Annotated in this window: 15 protein-coding genes; 10 read left to right on the top strand and 5 right to left on the bottom strand. The window is 65.3% G+C overall.

The features are described from left to right. Positions 1-82 precede the first annotated feature (82 nt). From OKW26_RS31305 to speE, 3 genes are all read right to left on the bottom strand, one after another. Entirely contained in the window at positions 83-823 is a 741-nt protein-coding gene (locus OKW26_RS31305; RefSeq protein ID WP_090801866.1) for a 16S rRNA (uracil(1498)-N(3))-methyltransferase, read from the bottom strand. Positions 824-842: 19 nt separating this feature from the next. Next, a complete protein-coding gene (locus tag OKW26_RS31300) occupies positions 843-1,256 on the bottom strand; it encodes a VOC family protein (protein WP_090801864.1) in 414 nt (137 codons plus the stop codon). 104 nt (positions 1,257-1,360) lie between these two features. Further along, positions 1,361-2,263, bottom strand: a complete 903-nt coding sequence (speE, locus tag OKW26_RS31295; RefSeq protein WP_429356150.1) for a polyamine aminopropyltransferase — start codon at positions 2,261-2,263, stop codon at positions 1,361-1,363. 269 nt (positions 2,264-2,532) lie between these two features. On the opposite strand from speE, the gene tkt reads away from it, so the two are divergent. Next, positions 2,533-4,554 (top strand): transketolase, encoded by a 2,022-nt coding sequence (gene tkt / locus OKW26_RS31290; protein WP_429335320.1) that lies wholly within the window; start codon positions 2,533-2,535, stop codon positions 4,552-4,554. Between the two features lie 112 nt (positions 4,555-4,666). After that, complete coding sequence (gene gap / locus OKW26_RS31285; protein WP_008923882.1) at positions 4,667-5,677, top strand: type I glyceraldehyde-3-phosphate dehydrogenase; 1,011 nt, start codon at positions 4,667-4,669, stop codon at positions 5,675-5,677. Between the two features lie 71 nt (positions 5,678-5,748). Here gap and OKW26_RS31280 read toward each other — a convergent pair whose 3' ends face one another. After that, positions 5,749-6,435, bottom strand: coding sequence for a FadR/GntR family transcriptional regulator (locus tag OKW26_RS31280; RefSeq protein WP_090801859.1), 687 nt, complete (start codon positions 6,433-6,435; stop codon positions 5,749-5,751). A gap of 237 nt (positions 6,436-6,672) precedes the next feature. Here OKW26_RS31280 and OKW26_RS31275 point away from each other — a divergent pair, with 237 nt between their 5' ends. The 3 genes from OKW26_RS31275 (at position 6,673) to OKW26_RS31265 (ending at position 9,687) form a co-directional block, all read left to right on the top strand. Next, on the top strand, positions 6,673-8,001 hold the full coding sequence (locus OKW26_RS31275) for a C4-dicarboxylate transporter DctA (RefSeq protein ID WP_429356149.1): 1,329 nt from the start codon (positions 6,673-6,675) through the stop codon (positions 7,999-8,001). A 135-nt stretch (positions 8,002-8,136) separates the two neighbouring features. After that, on the top strand, positions 8,137-9,147 hold the full coding sequence (gene alc, locus OKW26_RS31270; RefSeq protein ID WP_429356148.1) for an allantoicase: 1,011 nt from the start codon (positions 8,137-8,139) through the stop codon (positions 9,145-9,147). A 27-nt stretch (positions 9,148-9,174) separates the two neighbouring features. Continuing rightward, complete coding sequence (locus OKW26_RS31265; protein ID WP_184058462.1) at positions 9,175-9,687, top strand: ureidoglycolate lyase; 513 nt, start codon at positions 9,175-9,177, stop codon at positions 9,685-9,687. Between the two features lie 102 nt (positions 9,688-9,789). On the opposite strand, the gene fur is transcribed toward OKW26_RS31265, so the two are convergent. After that, positions 9,790-10,218, bottom strand: coding sequence for a ferric iron uptake transcriptional regulator (gene fur / locus OKW26_RS31260; RefSeq protein ID WP_013090534.1), 429 nt, complete (start codon positions 10,216-10,218; stop codon positions 9,790-9,792). Positions 10,219-10,371: 153 nt separating this feature from the next. Here fur and OKW26_RS31255 point away from each other — a divergent pair, with 153 nt between their 5' ends. The 5 genes from OKW26_RS31255 (at position 10,372) to leuS (ending at position 16,469) form a co-directional block, all read left to right on the top strand. Beyond that, positions 10,372-11,220 (top strand): outer membrane protein assembly factor BamE, encoded by an 849-nt coding sequence (locus OKW26_RS31255; protein WP_187610026.1) that lies wholly within the window; start codon positions 10,372-10,374, stop codon positions 11,218-11,220. 354 nt (positions 11,221-11,574) lie between these two features. Continuing rightward, positions 11,575-12,372 carry a 4-hydroxy-tetrahydrodipicolinate reductase gene (dapB, locus tag OKW26_RS31250; protein ID WP_429356147.1) on the top strand — a complete coding sequence of 266 codons (798 nt, stop codon included), beginning with the start codon at positions 11,575-11,577 and terminating at the stop codon, positions 12,370-12,372. Between the two features lie 78 nt (positions 12,373-12,450). Further along, on the top strand, positions 12,451-13,170 hold the full coding sequence (locus OKW26_RS31245; RefSeq protein ID WP_184058458.1) for a MotA/TolQ/ExbB proton channel family protein: 720 nt from the start codon (positions 12,451-12,453) through the stop codon (positions 13,168-13,170). 91 nt (positions 13,171-13,261) lie between these two features. Beyond that, positions 13,262-13,693 (top strand): ExbD/TolR family protein, encoded by a 432-nt coding sequence (locus OKW26_RS31240; protein ID WP_429356146.1) that lies wholly within the window; start codon positions 13,262-13,264, stop codon positions 13,691-13,693. 184 nt (positions 13,694-13,877) lie between these two features. Then, positions 13,878-16,469, top strand: coding sequence for a leucine--tRNA ligase (gene leuS / locus OKW26_RS31235; protein ID WP_429356145.1), 2,592 nt, complete (start codon positions 13,878-13,880; stop codon positions 16,467-16,469). Positions 16,470-16,488 lie beyond the last annotated feature (19 nt).

Raw genomic sequence — 16,488 nt, 5'->3', positions numbered from 1 at the left:
AGTGAACGTCGCGGTATAAACGGCAAAGGCCCGCTAATTGGCGGGCCTTTGCTTTTGTCGCGCTGCTTGGGCAAGCACCCGCTCACCAGCCGCCCCAGCGCGCCGCGAGCCCCGCCAACACTGCGATGCCGGCGGTCTCGGTGCGCAGCACACGCGGTCCCAAGCCAATCGCGGTAAAGCCCTGTTCGCCGGCGGCGGCTTCCTCGTCGGCGCAAAGGCCGCCTTCGGGGCCGATCAGCAGCGTCACGCCACCAGGCGGCGGCGCGTCAGGCAGCGCCGCAAAGCCGATGCTCGCGCGCGGCGATAACAGCAGGCGCAGCTCGTCAGGCGCCGGCTCGCGCGACAGCGTATCGAGCCACGCGCCAATCTCGCACACCGGCATCACGTCCGGAACCCGATTACGTCCGCACTGCTCACACGACGCCCGCACCACACCCTGCCAGTGCTGCTGCCGCCGCTGCGCGCGCTCGCCGGTAAGCCGCACGACGCTGCGCGCGGTCGCGAGCGGCACGAAGCCCGAGGCGCCGAGTTCGACCGCCTTCTCGATCAGCCAGTCCATCTTGTCGCCGCCGGCGATGCCTTGGGCGAGCGTCAGCCGATACGGCGGCTCGACCTCGATCGCGCGAAATTCGCCGATTTTCACGCGAGCCGCACGACGCTCGACCTCCACGAGCTCGGCGCCGTATTCGCCGCCCTGGCCGTTGAACAACGCCAGGGAGTCGCCTGGCTGCAGACGCAGCACGGCCACGTGGCGCACGACGTCGTCGGGCAGTGCGATCACGTCGTCGGCGTAAAGCGGGATATCAACAAAAAAACGGGGCATCGACGGGAGACTCTTGAATTCAGGACAGGTGGCGGGCGAGTGCCCAGCGATAGCCGTCGATATCCTCGACCTGCGCGAAGCGGTCGCCCCAGAACTGGTCCTGTGGCTCGCTCAGCGACTTCGCGCCGGCCGCGAGCGCGCGAGCATACACGGCATCGACGTCCTCGACATAGACATAGAACGATTGCGGCGCGATCGTGCCCGCGCTTTTCGGCGTCTTCGCGGTCGAGCCGAACGCGCCTTCAGGCGCGAACATCACGATCAGCTGGCCTTGATAGGTCATCTCGACGTGCATGACGACGCCGTCGTCCTGCACGCTGTCGCGCACGTCGAAACCGAACGCCGCCGAGAAGAATGCCGTCGACGCGCGCGCGTCGCGCACCGTCAGATAGGGGGTGAGCCAGGGCACACCGGCGGGGTGGGGGGCGGTCATGGAGTTCTCCGGATCTCGTGAGGCGGCGAGGCCACGGTTGCGGGTTTCGGTCGGGCGCGGCACGCCGGCATCACACGAACCGATTCGCGCAAGGTGTCCGCGCTTCAAAAGGACGACTTCGTCAACGGGCTCAGTTTATCGCGCGCCGATCGCGCCGCCGAGAATAGCCCCGCGTGCAGGGCTGGTTCGTAATGACGCAGCGAATCGATGCCGCGCGCGGCGAGACGCTCGGTGAGCGTGTCGGCGGTGAGCGCGGCGGGGTCGAGCGTGTCGCTGGCGATCGCCATCAGCCATAGCGAGCCGTAGAGCGGCACGAAGGTGCCCAGCGTGCGCACCTGTGCGAACGCGGCGTGCAGATCGCCGAGCAGCGCGGCGATGCGCGGCGCGTGGTGGTACGGCGAGCCGAGATGAAGCGACAGCAACGCATCAGCACGCAGCACGCGCTTCAACTGCGCGTAGAAGCTCGGCGTGTACAGGCCGGCCGCGGGCGAATCGGGTGGCGTCAGGTCGAATACTACGAGGTCGAACTGCGCGGCCGCGACGTTCGTTGCACCCTGCGTCGCGCGGGCCGCCGCCGCGACGTAGTCCGCCGCATCGCCGATCACCAGCTCGACGCGCGGATCGTCGAACGCACCGCCATGCACCTGCGGCAAATGTCCGCGCGTGAGCCGCACGACCTCGGGATCGAGCTCAGCGACGACGATCCGCTCGATGCCCGGATGCCTGAGCAATTGCCTCGCGGCCCCGCCATCGCCGCCGCCGAGCACCAGCGCCGCGCGCGGCGCAGGATGCGCGAGCGCGGCCGGATGCACCATGCATTCGTGGTAGATGAACTCGTCGCCTGCGGACGTCATCGGACGGCCGTCGAGCGTGAACAGCGCGCCGAGCTGCGGCGTGTCCCAGATCTCGATCGTCTGATAACGGGATTCGACACGCTCGACGAGGCGCGCGTGAGGAAAGCCGTAGACGGCGTCGGGACAAGGCTGGAACAATAGCGGGGCGTTCACGGCGGACGGGCTCGATCGGTAGTGCGGACACACAGCTGCTCGAATTGTAAATGCCGCCGCCTGGCGGTGCGCGTTGAACCACGCGGCCAGGCGGCTTTCCGGCCGGATAGGGGGTAGCCTTCTGCTAGAATGTGACGCTTTCAGCCTTGTCCGCTTGCTCTGCCCGTTTCGCGTCTCCTGGCGCCGCATCGTGCGCCGTAGCGAAGTGACCGCCGAGCTTCCGGGCCTCAAGCGCGCCCCCGCTTTCTGACTCTGTCTCCGGACTCGACATGACGACCCCGTCTCCCGCACCCACCTCCCTGATGGCCAACGCGATCCGCGCGTTGGCCATGGACGCCGTTCAAAAGGCGAACTCCGGTCACCCCGGCATGCCGATGGGCATGGCCGAAATCGGCGTCGCCCTGTGGTCGCGTCATCTGCGCCATAACCCGAAGAACCCGCAATGGGCCGATCGCGACCGCTTCGTGCTGTCGAACGGTCACGGCTCGATGCTGCTGTACTCGCTGCTGCATCTGACCGGCTACGACCTGCCGATGGACGAGCTGAAGAACTTCCGCCAGCTCCATTCGAAGACGCCGGGTCACCCGGAATACGGCATCACGCCGGGCGTCGAGACGACCACCGGCCCGCTCGGCCAGGGTCTCGCGAACGCGGTCGGCATGGCGCTCGCCGAATCGCTGCTCGCCACCGAATTCAACAAGCCCGACGCCAGGATCGTCGATCACCACACGTACGTGTTCGTCGGCGACGGCTGCCTGATGGAAGGCATCTCGCACGAAGCCTGCTCGCTCGCGGGCGTACTGAAGCTGAACAAGCTGATCGCGTTCTACGACGACAACGGCATTTCGATCGACGGCGAAGTGGTGCACTGGTTCCACGACGACACGCCCAAGCGCTTCGAAGCATACGGCTGGAACGTGATCCCGAACGTGGTCGGCCATGACGTTGACGCGGTCGACGCGGCGATCAGGCAGGCGAAGCTGTCGGACAAGCCGACGCTGATCTGCTGCAAGACCGTGATCGGTGAAGGCGCGCCGACCAAGGCGGGCTCGCACGATTCGCACGGCGCGCCGCTCGGCGACAAGGAAATCGCGGCGACGCGCGAAGCGATCGGCTGGAAGTGGGAGCCGTTCGTGATTCCGCAGGAAGTCTACACGGCATGGGACGCGAAGGAAGCGGGCGCGCGCTTCGAAGCGGAATGGGACGAGGCGTTCGCTGCCTACGCGGCGAAGTACCCGCAGGAAGCGGCCGAATTCAAGCGCCGCAGCGCGAAGCAACTGCCGGCCGACTGGAAAGATAAGGCGAAAGCGATCATCGCCGGCGCGAACGAGCGCGCTGAGACCGTGGCGACGCGTAAGGCATCGCAGCAGGCCATCGAAGGTCTGTCGGCCGTGTTGCCCGAACTGCTCGGCGGTTCCGCCGACCTGACCGGCTCGAACCTCACCAACTGGAAGGCCGCCAAGCCGGTGCGCGTGAATGCCGAAGGCCGTGCCGCCGGCAACTACGTGAACTACGGCGTGCGCGAATTCGGCATGAGCGCGGCGATCAACGGCGTCGCGCTGCATGGCGGCTACAAGGCGTTCGGCGGCACGTTCCTGACGTTCTCCGACTACAGCCGCAACGCGCTGCGCGTCGCCGCGCTGATGAAGTCGCCGTCGATCTTCGTGTTCACGCACGACTCGATCGGTCTCGGCGAAGACGGCCCGACCCACCAGTCGATCGAACACGTCGCGAGCCTGCGCCTGATCCCGAATCTGCAAACGTGGCGCCCGGCCGACACGGTCGAAACCGCGGTGGCCTGGACCCATGCGATCGAGCATGAAGGTCCGTCGTGCCTGATCTTCAGTCGCCAGAACCTGCAGTTCAACGAGCGCACCGACGCGCAGATCGCCAACATCGAGAAGGGCGGCTACGTGCTGCGCGACTGGGATGAAGAGATCGTCGCGCGTAAGATCATCCTGATCGCGACGGGCTCGGAAGTCGAACTCGCGATGAAAGCCGTCGAGCCGCTCGCGCGCGAAGGCATCGCCGCCCGCGTCGTGTCGATTCCGTCGACGACCGTGTTCGACAAGCAGGACGCCGAGTACCGCGAACGCGTGCTGCCGCATGGCGTGCGTCGCGTCGCGATCGAAGCGGGCGTGTCGGATTTCTGGCGCAAGTACGTGGGTCTGGAAGGCGGCGTGGTCGGCATCGACACGTTCGGCGAATCGGCCCCGGCAGGCGTGCTGTTCAAGCATTTCGGTTTCACCGTCGAGCACGTGGTGGCGACGGTCAAGGCCGCGCTCGGCTGATGGTTGCGTCGCGTTGCCGTCGTGCCCCTCGTGGCTGCGCGCGGCAACGCACCGAACCGGATGTCCGACCAGGCGAACCTAAACGGATTTTTTAGCCATCAGGAGATAAATCATGACGATTCGCGTCGCAATCAACGGCTACGGCCGGATCGGCCGCAATACCCTGCGCGCCTTCTATGAAAACGGCAAGAAGCACGATATCGAAATCGTTGCCATCAACGATCTGGGCGATGCGAAGACCAACGCCCACCTGACGCAGTACGACACCGCGCACGGCAAGTTCCCGGGCGACGTGTCGGTAGACGGCGACTACCTCGTCGTGAACGGCGACAAGATCCGCGTGCTGGCGAACCGCAACCCGGCCGAACTGCCGTGGGGCGAGCTGGGCGTCGACGTCGTGATGGAGTGCACGGGTTTTTTCACGACCAAGGAAAAGGCGAGCGCGCACATCAAGGGCGGCGCGAAGAAGGTCATCATCTCGGCGCCGGGCGGTAAGGACGTCGACGCGACGATTGTCTACGGCGTGAACCACAACGTGCTGAAGGCGTCGGACACGGTCATCTCGAACGCATCGTGCACGACCAACTGCCTCGCGCCGCTGGTCAAGCCGCTGAACGACAAGATCGGCCTCGTGAACGGCCTGATGACGACGATCCACGCGTACACGAACGACCAGGTTCTGACCGACGTGTACCACGAAGACCTGCGCCGCGCGCGTTCGGCCACGCATAGCCAGATCCCGACCAAGACCGGCGCGGCATCGGCGGTCGGCCTCGTGCTGCCCGAACTGAACGGCAAGCTGGACGGCTACGCAATCCGCGTCCCGACGATCAACGTGTCGGTCGTCGACCTGTCGTTCATCGCCGCGCGCGACACGACGGTCGAGGAAGTCAACGCGATCATGAAGGAAGCATCGGAAGGTGCGCTGAAGGGCGTCCTCGGTTACAACGACGCACCGCTCGTGTCGATCGACTACAACCACAACCCGGCTTCGTCGACGTTCGACTCGACGCTGACCAAGGTGTCGGGCCGACTCGTGAAAGTGTCGAGCTGGTACGACAACGAGTGGGGGTTTTCGAACCGCATGCTGGACACGGCTGTGGCGCTCGCGAACGCGAAGTAAGTTTCGGGTTTCACGCTGCATGAAAAAGCCGCTCTTCGGAGCGGTTTTTTTTCGTCTGCGATTTTTGCCGTCTACGGCGTGGGGAAATAGACGCCGGCGCGCTGCGCGGCGTTCGCGATGTGCGTCTCGATCGCCTTGCCCGCGGCGAGCGAATCGCGGGCCTTCAACGCGTCGAGAATTGCGCGATGTTCGGTGTACGTGGACAGCACCCGCTCGCGCCGGTAGAACGGCATGCGCTGGCTTTCCTGCATGATCTCGGCGCTGCTGCGCAGGATCGACTCGATCGCCGCATTGCCCGCGATGCTGACGATGCGCATATGGAACGCGTAGTCGAGCCGAGCTGCTTCGTCGAGTTCCTCGCAGGCGAGCGCGCTTTGCATCGCGGTGATGTTTTCCTCGAGCCACGCGAGGTCGTCGTTGGTGACCGCGAGCACCGCCATGCGCGCGACGAAGCCTTCGAGCGCGTAGCGCATCTGATACGTGTCGGGCAGCGACGACTGCTCGGCGAAGCGCCACGCCTGCGCGTTTTTCGCCTGCGCGCTTTCCACGTAGACGCCCTTGCCGGGGCGGATCACCAGCAGACCAAGCGCTTCCAGCGTGGAAAGCGCTTCGCGCAGTGACGCGCGGCTGATCGACAGTTCATCGGATAGCTGGCGCTGCGCCGGCAGCAGACTGCCCACCGGATAGACGCCCCCCTCGATACGCTCGCGGATGGTCGCGATGGCCGCGTCGGTGACGGTGTGCGGGACGTTTTTCATGAGGGATCGTTCGGTAGCGTGGTCTGACCGCAATTCTAATACTTGCGCGCGAGAAGGCGCGCCGCGCGCCGTCTGAAAACCCGAAATCCGACCCGAAATCGCCGAAAACACAACGGGTAAACACTGCTCGATGAGTCCTTGACGCGGGTATATCGGCTTCCTACTATTCGCCATAACAGCACTGGTCGGACCAGTCTGAACAGAAGTGACCGTTACAACCATCTGCAGGAGGAAGCCGTGTTGAAATTCTTCAATTCGCTATTTGGCCGGGTCGTGATAGCGCTCGTGGTCGGCATCGTGCTCGGTGCCGTGTTTCCGCATTTCGCGCAGTCCTTGCGGCCGCTTGGCGACGGCTTTCTGAAGCTGATCAAGATGGTGATCGGGCCGATCGTGTTCTGCGTGGTGGTGAGCGGCATGGCGCACGCGGGCGATCTGCGCAAGGTCGGCCGCGTGGGCTTGAAGTCGGTGATCTACTTCGAGGCGATGACGACGATCGCGCTCGTGATCGGCGCGGTGCTCGCTTACGCGACGCGTCCTGGTGCAGGTATGAACGTGAACCTGAACTCGCTCGATGCGGCGTCGCTCGCGACCTATACCGAGCACGCGAAGAGCCTGAAGGACACAGCGGGCTTCCTGCTGAAGATCATCCCCGACACGGCGATCAACGCGTTCGCGACCGGCGACATTCTGCAGATCCTCGTGTTCTCGGTGCTGTTCGGCTCGGCGCTGTCGCTGCTCGGCAAGCGCGCGCAGCGCGTGAGCGGGTTGATCGATGAGCTGTCGCAGGTGTTCTTCCGCGTGATGGGCTTCATCATCAAGCTCGCGCCGCTCGGCGTGCTCGGCGCGATCGCGTTCACGACCGGCACCTACGGCGTCGAGTCGCTGAAGCAGCTCGGCATGCTCGTGCTGGTGTTCTACGCGAGCTGCGTGGTGTTCGTCGTGCTCGTGCTCGGCGCGGTGATGCGGCTCGCCGGCTTCAGCATCTTCAAGCTGATCCGCTATCTGCGCGAAGAACTGTCGATCGTGCTCGGCACCGCGTCGTCCGACGCCGTGCTGCCGCAGATCATGCGCAAGCTCGAATGGATGGGCGTCAAGGATTCGACGGTCGGTCTCGTGATTCCGACCGGCTACTCGTTCAACCTCGACGGCTTCTCGATCTATCTGACGCTCGCCGTGCTGTTCATCGCGCAGGCGACCAACACGCCGCTGTCTATTCATGACCTGATCGTCGTCGTGCTGGTGTCGCTGGTGACATCGAAGGGCGCGCACGGCATTCCGGGCTCTGCGATCGTGATTCTCGCGGCGACGCTCTCCGCGATTCCCGCGATTCCTGTGCTCGGTCTCGTGCTGATTCTGCCGGTCGACTGGTTTGTCGGCATCGCCCGGGCGCTCACCAACCTGATCGGCAACTGCGTCGCGACGGTGGTGGTCGCCGTGTGGGAAAACGATATCGACAAGGCGCGCGCGCATCGCGTGCTGAATCGCGACGCTGCGCTGCGCTACGTGCCCGTCGTCGACGACACGCTCGTCGAACCCGGTGCGGCCGAACCCGCGCCGGCGGTCTGACGGCTGCGCGGGGATCTGGTCTGACCAGACGAACCGGCATCGCTTTCCAGATAGCTCCTCGACCTTTTTTCGTAAAGCCGGCGGTTGCCGTGGCGTCGCCGGCTGTTTCTGACCTCTTCGACACCGACCGACATCATGGCCAACCCGATCCTCGACCCGAACGCTCCCGCCTTCACACGCCGCTACATGAACCTCGCCGATCCGCGCCTCGGCGCGAAGGCGCTGTTCGCCAGCGACGAATTCTTCGCGCCGAAAGAGCGCATGCTCGACCCGCAGCCGGCGGTGTTCATCCCCGGCAAATACGACGACCACGGCAAGTGGATGGACGGCTGGGAGACGCGTCGCAAGCGCACGACCGGCCACGACCATTGCGTGATCCGGCTCGCGCGGCCGGGCGTCGTGCATGGGGTCGATCTCGATACGAGCCACTTCACCGGCAATTTCCCGCCGGCGGCGTCGATCGATGCCTGTCATAGCGACGCTGACGTGCCGCCCGAGCACGCCGACTGGCAGCCGCTCGTGCCGGCGACAACGCTACAGGGCAACCAGCATCACTACGTCGAGGTGAAAGACGCGCGCCCGGTCACCCATCTGCGCGTGAATCTGTATCCGGACGGCGGGCTCGCGCGACTGCGCGTGTATGGCCAGCCGCAGCGCGACTGGAGCCGCGTCGAGCGCGGCACGCTGCTCGATCTCGCCGCGATCGAAAACGGCGCGTACCTCGTCGCCGCGAACAACCAGCATTTCGGGCCGGCCTCGCAGATGCTTATACCGGGCCGTGGCGTGAACATGGGCGACGGCTGGGAAACGCGGCGGCGTCGCGAGCCGGGCAACGACTGGGCGATCGTCGCGCTCGCGCGGCCCGGCGTGATCCGCAAGATCGAAGTGGACACCGCGCACTTCAAGGGCAACTTCCCGGATCGCTGCTCGCTGCAGGCGGCATCGGTGACGGGCGGCACAGACGATTCCCTCGTCACGCAGGCGATGTTCTGGCCGGTGCTGCTCGGCGAACAGAAACTGCAGATGGATCACGTGCACGCGTTCGCGGACGACCTCGCCGCGCTCGGGCCGGTCACGCACGTGCGCTTCAACATCTTCCCGGACGGCGGCGTGTCGCGCCTGCGTCTGTGGGGCGAGATCGCTTAACGCAAGCAACGTCATGGAGCGGCACGCATGAAGATCCTGCAGATGGAACGCCTGACGCGCGCGGCCTTCGCGCCGTTCGGCGACGTGATCGAACTCGACGGCGCGCGTCGTTTTCCGATCAACGGCGGTACCACCGAGCGCTATCACGACCTCGCGCGCGTCGACGTGGTGGAGCAGGGCGGCCGGCCGCTCGTCAGTCTGTTTCGCGCGCAGCCGCGCGCGCTGCCCGTCGAGATCACGATGATGGAGCGGCATCCGCTCGGCAGCCAGGCTTTCATTCCCTTACGCGCGGGCCGATATCTGATGGTGGTCGCGCCGGCCGGCGAGTTCGACGCCGCGCGCATGCGCGCGTTCTGGACCGATGCGTGGCAGGGCGTCAATTACGCGAAAGGGGTCTGGCACCATCCGCTGCTCGCGCTCGATCAGGTCAGCGATTTCATCGTCGTCGATCGCGGCGGCGATGCGCCGAATTGCGACGAATTGCAGTTGGCCGAGCCGTGGCGCCTCGCCTTCGAGCCGAGCGTGGAGCTGGTCGGATAGCGGCGATTGTCGCCGCCTGAATAAAAAAGACCCGGCCGATGCCCATCGGCCGGGTCTTTTTTCTGACTTGCCAGGTCGCGTTCGCAGGCGACCCGCGACGCATCAGTGCTTGCGATGCGGGCAATTCTCCTTCGTGCACGCCCCATACAGTGCCAGCGCGTGTTCCTGCAGCTTGAAGCCGCGTGCCTTGGCGATGGACTGCTGACGGCTTTCGATTTCGGGGTCGAAAAATTCTTCGACCAGCCCGCAATCGAGGCACACGAGGTGGTCGTGGTGCGACCCCTCGTTCAGTTCGAACACCGCCTTGCCCGATTCGAAATTGCTGCGCGAGAGCAGGCCGGCCTGCTCAAATTGCGTCAGCACACGATACACGGTGGCGAGACCGATATCGAGTTCCTCGTGCAGGAGGTTGCGGTACACGTCTTCGGCGGTCAGGTGACGCACCGGGCTATGCTGGAAAATCTCAAGGATTTTGAGGCGCGGAAGGGTCGCCTTGAGCCCGATGTTCTTGAGATCGGTTGGATTGGTCATGACAAGGGATCCCTAGAGTACAATGCTGGGCTCTCATAGTAATGTGTTTTTGCCGTTCTGGTCATCTTCGATGGAATGAGCGCGGCCCGCAAGCGGGCCCGCACGGTGAGTGAAATGATTTCTAAATCTCAATTGATCTACCGGGGGAGCCGCATGCGGGGTACCTTGATCGCTGTTGCGACTGTCGCGGTTCTTGCCGGATGTTCCACATACGACAGCCTGACCCAGCGCATTGCCCAACGCATTACGCCGTATCGGATTACGGTTGTGCAAGGTAATTTCGTGTCGCAGGAAATGGCCGACCAGATGAAGGTCGGCATGACGCGCGCGCAGGTGCGTCAGTTGCTCGGCACGCCGCTGTTGACCGACATGTTCCACGCGAATCGCTGGGATTACGTGTTCTATTTCAAGCGCGGCTCGACGTCGATCGTGCAGCAGCGTGACTTCGTCGTGTACTTCTCCGGCGACCTCGTGACCCACTGGACGGGCGGCGAGGATCTGCCGACCAATCTCGAATTGCTGGCCGAAATCGACGGTGATCGCCGTGGCCGCCGCCCGAACGCGACGCCGCCGCGCGCGACGAGCGCGGCCGAGGCCGCCAACGCCGTGGCCGCCAGCGACGCAGCCGCCGCCAGTGCGGCGGCCGCCGCGGCACCGGCTACCGTGGATACGACGCGCTCGCCGTCGGTCGAAGGCGCCCAGCAGGCCGCCACGCCGTCCATGGACGCCAACGCGGAAGCCGCTCAGGCGGCCAATCGCGCGACGAATGCGGTGTCGACGTCGAACGGCCCGCCGTCCGTGCGTTCCGCCGTGCCGCGAGCGAACGCCGGCGGGATCCCGACGCAAGGCCCGACGTCCGGCGGTCAGCCGCAGTTCCAGTTCAAGCGTCCGCCGCCGCCCGCTCAGGAGAACGAAAGCAACCCGGTCGGCCCGACGGGCTCGCAAAGCAGCGGCAGCCCGACGCTGAACACTTCGCCGGCGACGCCGGGAACGAGCAACTGATTTGCTCGTCGGTGTTGTGAGGCGGGCTGCGCGCCACATGTGCGGCGCCCGCCAGATGTGTGTTTGTCCGGCACCAGCCGAGCTCGGAAATGCGCCGCTTGGGCCGCATGAATGTGTTGCCGCGGTTGCCGCGGCAGTGGGTCGCCGCAGCGGGCCGTATCGGTCAGTCACCTGAGCGAGCCGTCCCGGTTGGCCGCCCGCATTGGCTCCAGCAGCGAGCCGGGTGACTTTGCTCCCTGCCGCCGCGTGTCCCTAGATCGACCGGGCGCATTCCCCGGCACACTGGTCCGGGCATTCGCCGGGCCGCGTTTGCCGGGCTCCATACCGGTTGACTCTTTTCGAATCTTCATCGTCATGAAAATTGCCATTGCAGGCGCATCGGGCCGGATGGGCCGCATGCTCATCGAAACCGTCCTCAACGATGCCGACGCGACGCTGTCCGGCGCGCTCTGCCGCACGGGCGCTGCGCAGTTTGGCCAGGACGCCGGCGCGTTCCTCGGCAAAGAGACCGGCGTGCTGCTGTCCGACGACATCGAGCGTGTGTTCGCCGAATCCGACTACCTGATCGACTTCACGCGTCCCGACGCGACGCTCGCGCATCTCGAAGCCGCGCAGCGCCACGACGTGAAAATGGTGATCGGCACGACCGGCTTCGACAACGCGCAAAAAGCGCAGCTGCGCGCGGCGGCGCAGAAGATCGGCGTCGTGTTCGCGTCGAACATGAGCGTCGGCGTGAACGTCACGCTGAAGCTGCTCGAATACGCGGCGCGGCACTTCTCGACCGGCTACGACATCGAGATCATCGAGGCGCATCATCGTCACAAGGTCGACGCGCCGTCCGGCACCGCGCTGACGATGGGCGAAGTGATCGCCAGCGCGCTCGGCCGCAATCTCGACGACTGCGCGATCTACGGTCGCGAAGGCGTGACCGGCGAGCGCGATCCGTCGACGATCGGCTTCTCGGCAATTCGCGGCGGCGATATCGTGGGCGATCATACGGTGCTGTTCGCGGGCATCGGCGAGCGCATCGAGATCACGCACAAATCGGCAAGCCGCCTGTCATATGCACAAGGCGCGCTTCGTGCTGTACGCTTCCTCGAAGGCCACGACAACGGCTTCTTCGACATGCAGGACGTGCTCGGCCTGCGTTGAGCGAAGCCCGTTGCGCAGAGGCGGAGTAGCGCATCCCGAGCGCGCCCTCCCGAAGTCACTTTCCCAAGGCGAGGTCAGATGGCAGGCAGCAGCGGCATCATCCATTACCTGCAAACGAGCGACGCAATCACGCATGGCGTCGCCTATGTGCTGCTGGCCATGTCGATTGCGAGCTGGTGTTTTCTGATCGTCAAGAGCTGGATTCTGACGCGCGCGAAACGCCAGGCCAACCGGGCGATCGCGCGCTTCTGGCAGGCGCCGACGCTCGCCGAAGGCGTCGCCATCCTGCGCCGCACTGATCGTGAGCGCGTGTTCGCGCCGCTCGCCGAAGCGGCGTTGAATGCGGCCGAGGTCGACATTCCGGGCGCGCTGCTCGCGCGCGTCGAGCGCAGCGAACGGGTGCTGCGCGCGCTGCGCCAGGCGCTCAATGCGTCGCAGCGGCGGCTCGAGTTCGGTCAGGTGCTGCTTGCGTCGGTTGGCAGCACCGCGCCGTTCGTCGGTCTGCTCGGCACCGTATGGGGTATCTATCACGCGCTCGGCAGCATCGCGGCGAGCGGGCAGGCGCAGATCGAGAACGTCGCGGGACCGGTGGGCGAGGCGCTGATCATGACCGCGTTCGGTCTGGTGGTCGCGATTCCGGCGGTGCTCGCGTACAACGTGCTGGGCCGCCTCGTGCGGCAATTGTCCGAGGAGTTGGACGGCTTCGCGCACGATCTGCATGCGTACGTGTGCTCCCCAACCGAGCACGCGCCGACGCCTCCGCGCGCGCAGCAGGCGGCGCGCGAGGCGCACCGCTGACTTGTCACGCGCGGCGGGCTCGGCACATCGCGACCTTCCTCGCACGACACACCGCCCATCGCACGGGCAAGCTCAGACGCAAGGAGGCGACATGGCATTCGGCGGACTCGAGAAGAAGCAGACGGCCGCGCCGATGGCCGAGATCAACATGACGCCGCTGATCGACGTGATGCTGGTGCTGCTGGTGATTTTCATCATCACCGCGCCGCTGTTCTCGCACGCGATCCGGCTCGATCTGCCGAAGGTCGCGGCGGCGCCCGCGCGCCAGACCCCGCAAACCATCTCCCTTTCGATCGACGGCGCCGGCAAGCTCTACTGGAACGGCAAGCCGATCACGCTCGCGCAGATGCGCGTGCAGTTCGCCGAGGGCGGCAAGCGGGCGGACCAGCCGGACCTCCAGTTGCGCGCGGAGCGCTCGACGCGCTACGAAGTGATTGCGCAGGTGATGGGCGCCGCGCAGCAGGCGGGGCTCGAGCGGATCGGCTTCGTGACGGACCCGCCACCGCCCGCCGCGCAGCACTGAGCGCCACCGGGTGCGCACCGCGTTCACGAATCCGGCATACCCAGTCCCGCGCCACGCCGCGCGGCGCACCCGTCCGCGAACGGTATAATCAGCCCTTTCCCCGCCGAAGGGGACACGACGCAACGACATTCTGCAGAGCACCGGGCCGGTGCGAAAGCACCGAACCTGGCGATCCCATCACACCATGCACGAAAAATACGTTCCCTCCGACGTCGAAGCCGCCGCGCAAGGGCAATGGCGCGCCGTCGACGCCTACAAGACGACGGAAACCACCGACAAGCCCAAGTTCTACTGCGTCTCGATGCTGCCGTATCCGTCGGGCAAGCTGCACATGGGGCACGTGCGCAACTACACGATCAACGACGTGATGTACCGCTATCTGCGGATGAACGGCTACAACGTGCTGATGCCGATGGGTTGGGACGCCTTCGGCATGCCGGCGGAGAACGCCGCGATGGCCAACAACGTGCCGCCCGCGCAGTGGACCTACGACAACATCGCTTACATGAAGAAGCAGATGCAGTCGATGGGCCTCGCGATCGACTGGTCACGCGAAGTCGCGACCTGCAGCCCTGACTACTACAAGTGGAACCAGTGGCTGTTCCTGAAGATGCTCGAAAAGGGCATCGCGTACAAGAAAACCGGCACCGTGAACTGGGACCCGGTCGACCAGACCGTGCTCGCGAACGAGCAGGTGATCGACGGGCGCGGCTGGCGCTCGGGCGCGCTCGTCGAAAAGCGCGAAATCCCGATGTACTACATGCGCATCACGCAGTACGCGGATGAACTGCTGAACGATCTCGAAGGCCTCGGCTGGCCCGAGCGCGTGAAGATCATGCAGCAGAACTGGATCGGCAAGAGCTTCGGCGTGAACTTCGGCTTCCCGTATGAAATCGACGGCGAACAGAAGCTGCTGCGCGTGTTCACGACGCGCGCCGACACGATCATGGGCGTCACGTTCTGCGCGATCGCCGCCGAGCATCCGCTCGCCACGCGTCTCGCGCAAGACAAGCCGGAACTGCAGCCGTTCATCGACGAATGCAAGCGCGGTGGCGTCGCCGAAGCCGACGTCGCGACGATGGAAAAGAAAGGCATGGCCACCGGCTTCTACGTCACGCATCCGCTGACGCAGGCGAAGGTCGAGGTGTGGATCGGCAACTACGTGCTGATGACTTACGGCGAAGGCGCGGTGATGGGCGTGCCGGCGCACGACGAGCGCGACTTCGCGTTCGTGAAGAAATACGGTCTGCCGGTCAGGCAGGTCGTCGCGGTCGAGGGCAAGGAATTCTCGACCGAAGCGTGGGCGGAGTGGTACGGCGAGAAGACCGGCACGCTGGTGAACAGCGGCAAGTACGACGGCCTTGCCTACGACGAGGCCGTAGACCGTATCGCCGCCGATCTCAAGGAACTGGGCCTCGGCGACAAGCAGATCACGTGGCGTCTGCGTGACTGGGGCGTGTCGCGCCAGCGTTACTGGGGCACGCCGATCCCGATCATCCACTGCCCGAAGTGCGGCGACGTGCCGGTGCCGGAAAAAGACCTGCCGGTCGTGCTGCCGGAAGACCTGGTGCCGGACGGCACGGGCAATCCGCTCGCGAAGTCCGAAGCGTTCCTGAACTGCACGTGCCCGAGCTGCGGCGGCGCGGCAAAGCGCGAAACCGACACGATGGACACCTTCGTCGATTCGTCGTGGTACTTCTACCGCTACGCGTCGCCGGATGCGAAGACGATGGTCGACGAGCGCACCGACTACTGGGCGCCGATGGATCAATACATCGGCGGTATCGAACACGCGATCCTGCACCTGCTGTACTCGCGTTTCTGGGCGAAGGTGATGCGCGACCTCGGTCTCGTGAAGTTCGGCGAACCGGCGAAGAACCTGCTCACGCAGGGTATGGTGCTCAACGAAACCTATTACCGCGAAAACGAAGCGGGCAAGAAGACCTGGTACAACCCGGCGGAAGTGACCGTGTCGTTCGACGACAAGGGCCGCCCGGTCGGCGCGGTGCTGAACGCTGACGGCCAGCCGGTCGTGCTCGGCGGCGTCGAGAAGATGTCGAAGTCGAAGAACAACGGCGTCGACCCGCAGATGCTGATCGATCAGCACGGCGCGGACACCGCGCGTCTGTTCGTGATGTTCGCGGCTCCGCCCGAGCAGCAGCTCGAGTGGTCGGGTTCGGGCGTCGAAGGCGCGAGCCGCTTCCTGCGTCGCGTGTGGAACTTCGGCTGTACGAACGAAGCCGCGCTGCGCGCGGGCGGCCAGTTGGACGCCGCACGATTCAACGACACCGACAAGGCGCTGCGTCGTGAGATCTATAGCGTGCTGAAGCAGGCCGATTTCGACTATCAGCGTCTTCAGTACAACACGGTGGTATCGGCCGCGATGAAGATGCTCAACGCGCTCGACGGCGCGAAGGGCGCGCAGACCGCCGTGCTGCGTGAAACCTACGGTGTGATGCTGCGCGTGCTGTACCCGGTCGTGCCGCACCTGACGTTCCAGCTGTGGCAGGAGCTCGGCTATGCCGACGAATTCGGCCCACTGCTCGACGCGCCGTGGCCGAAGGTCGACGAGAAGGCGCTCGAACAGGCCGAGATCGAACTCGTGCTGCAGGTGAACGGTAAGGTGCGCGGCGCGATCACGGTCGCGAAGGACGCGTCTCGCGAAGCGATCGAGCAGCTCTCGGCCGAGCACGCAATGGTCGTGAAGTTCAGCGAAGGCAAGGCGCCTAAGAAGATCATCGTGGTGCCGGGCCGTCTCGTGAACGTGGTCGTTTGACGTTCCAGGCCCTCATCCG

Source organism: Paraburkholderia sp. 32 (assembly GCF_050435345.1).
Classification (GTDB): Bacteria; Pseudomonadota; Gammaproteobacteria; order Burkholderiales; family Burkholderiaceae; genus Paraburkholderia; species Paraburkholderia tuberum.
The sequence above is the reverse complement of the archived record's forward strand: the minus strand, read 5'-3'. Positions and strand labels throughout refer to the sequence as shown.

Bases quoted from the DNA above. Each gene is read 5' to 3' on its own strand.
- OKW26_RS31305 (WP_090801866.1), bottom strand. From the start codon at position 823: ATGCCCCGTTTTTTTGTTGATATCCCGCTTTACGCCGACGACGTGATC.
- OKW26_RS31300 (WP_090801864.1), bottom strand. From the start codon at position 1,256: ATGACCGCCCCCCACCCCGCCGGTGTGCCCTGGCTCACCCCCTATCTG.
- tkt (WP_429335320.1), top strand. From the start codon at position 2,533: ATGACGACCCCGTCTCCCGCACCCACCTCCCTGATGGCCAACGCGATC.
- gap (WP_008923882.1), top strand. From the start codon at position 4,667: ATGACGATTCGCGTCGCAATCAACGGCTACGGCCGGATCGGCCGCAAT.
- OKW26_RS31280 (WP_090801859.1), bottom strand. From the start codon at position 6,435: ATGAAAAACGTCCCGCACACCGTCACCGACGCGGCCATCGCGACCATC.
- alc (WP_429356148.1), top strand. From the start codon at position 8,137: ATGGCCAACCCGATCCTCGACCCGAACGCTCCCGCCTTCACACGCCGC.
- OKW26_RS31265 (WP_184058462.1), top strand. From the start codon at position 9,175: ATGAAGATCCTGCAGATGGAACGCCTGACGCGCGCGGCCTTCGCGCCG.
- fur (WP_013090534.1), bottom strand. From the start codon at position 10,218: ATGACCAATCCAACCGATCTCAAGAACATCGGGCTCAAGGCGACCCTT.
- OKW26_RS31255 (WP_187610026.1), top strand. From the start codon at position 10,372: ATGCGGGGTACCTTGATCGCTGTTGCGACTGTCGCGGTTCTTGCCGGA.
- dapB (WP_429356147.1), top strand. From the start codon at position 11,575: ATGAAAATTGCCATTGCAGGCGCATCGGGCCGGATGGGCCGCATGCTC.
- OKW26_RS31245 (WP_184058458.1), top strand. From the start codon at position 12,451: ATGGCAGGCAGCAGCGGCATCATCCATTACCTGCAAACGAGCGACGCA.
- OKW26_RS31240 (WP_429356146.1), top strand. From the start codon at position 13,262: ATGGCATTCGGCGGACTCGAGAAGAAGCAGACGGCCGCGCCGATGGCC.
- leuS (WP_429356145.1), top strand. From the start codon at position 13,878: ATGCACGAAAAATACGTTCCCTCCGACGTCGAAGCCGCCGCGCAAGGG.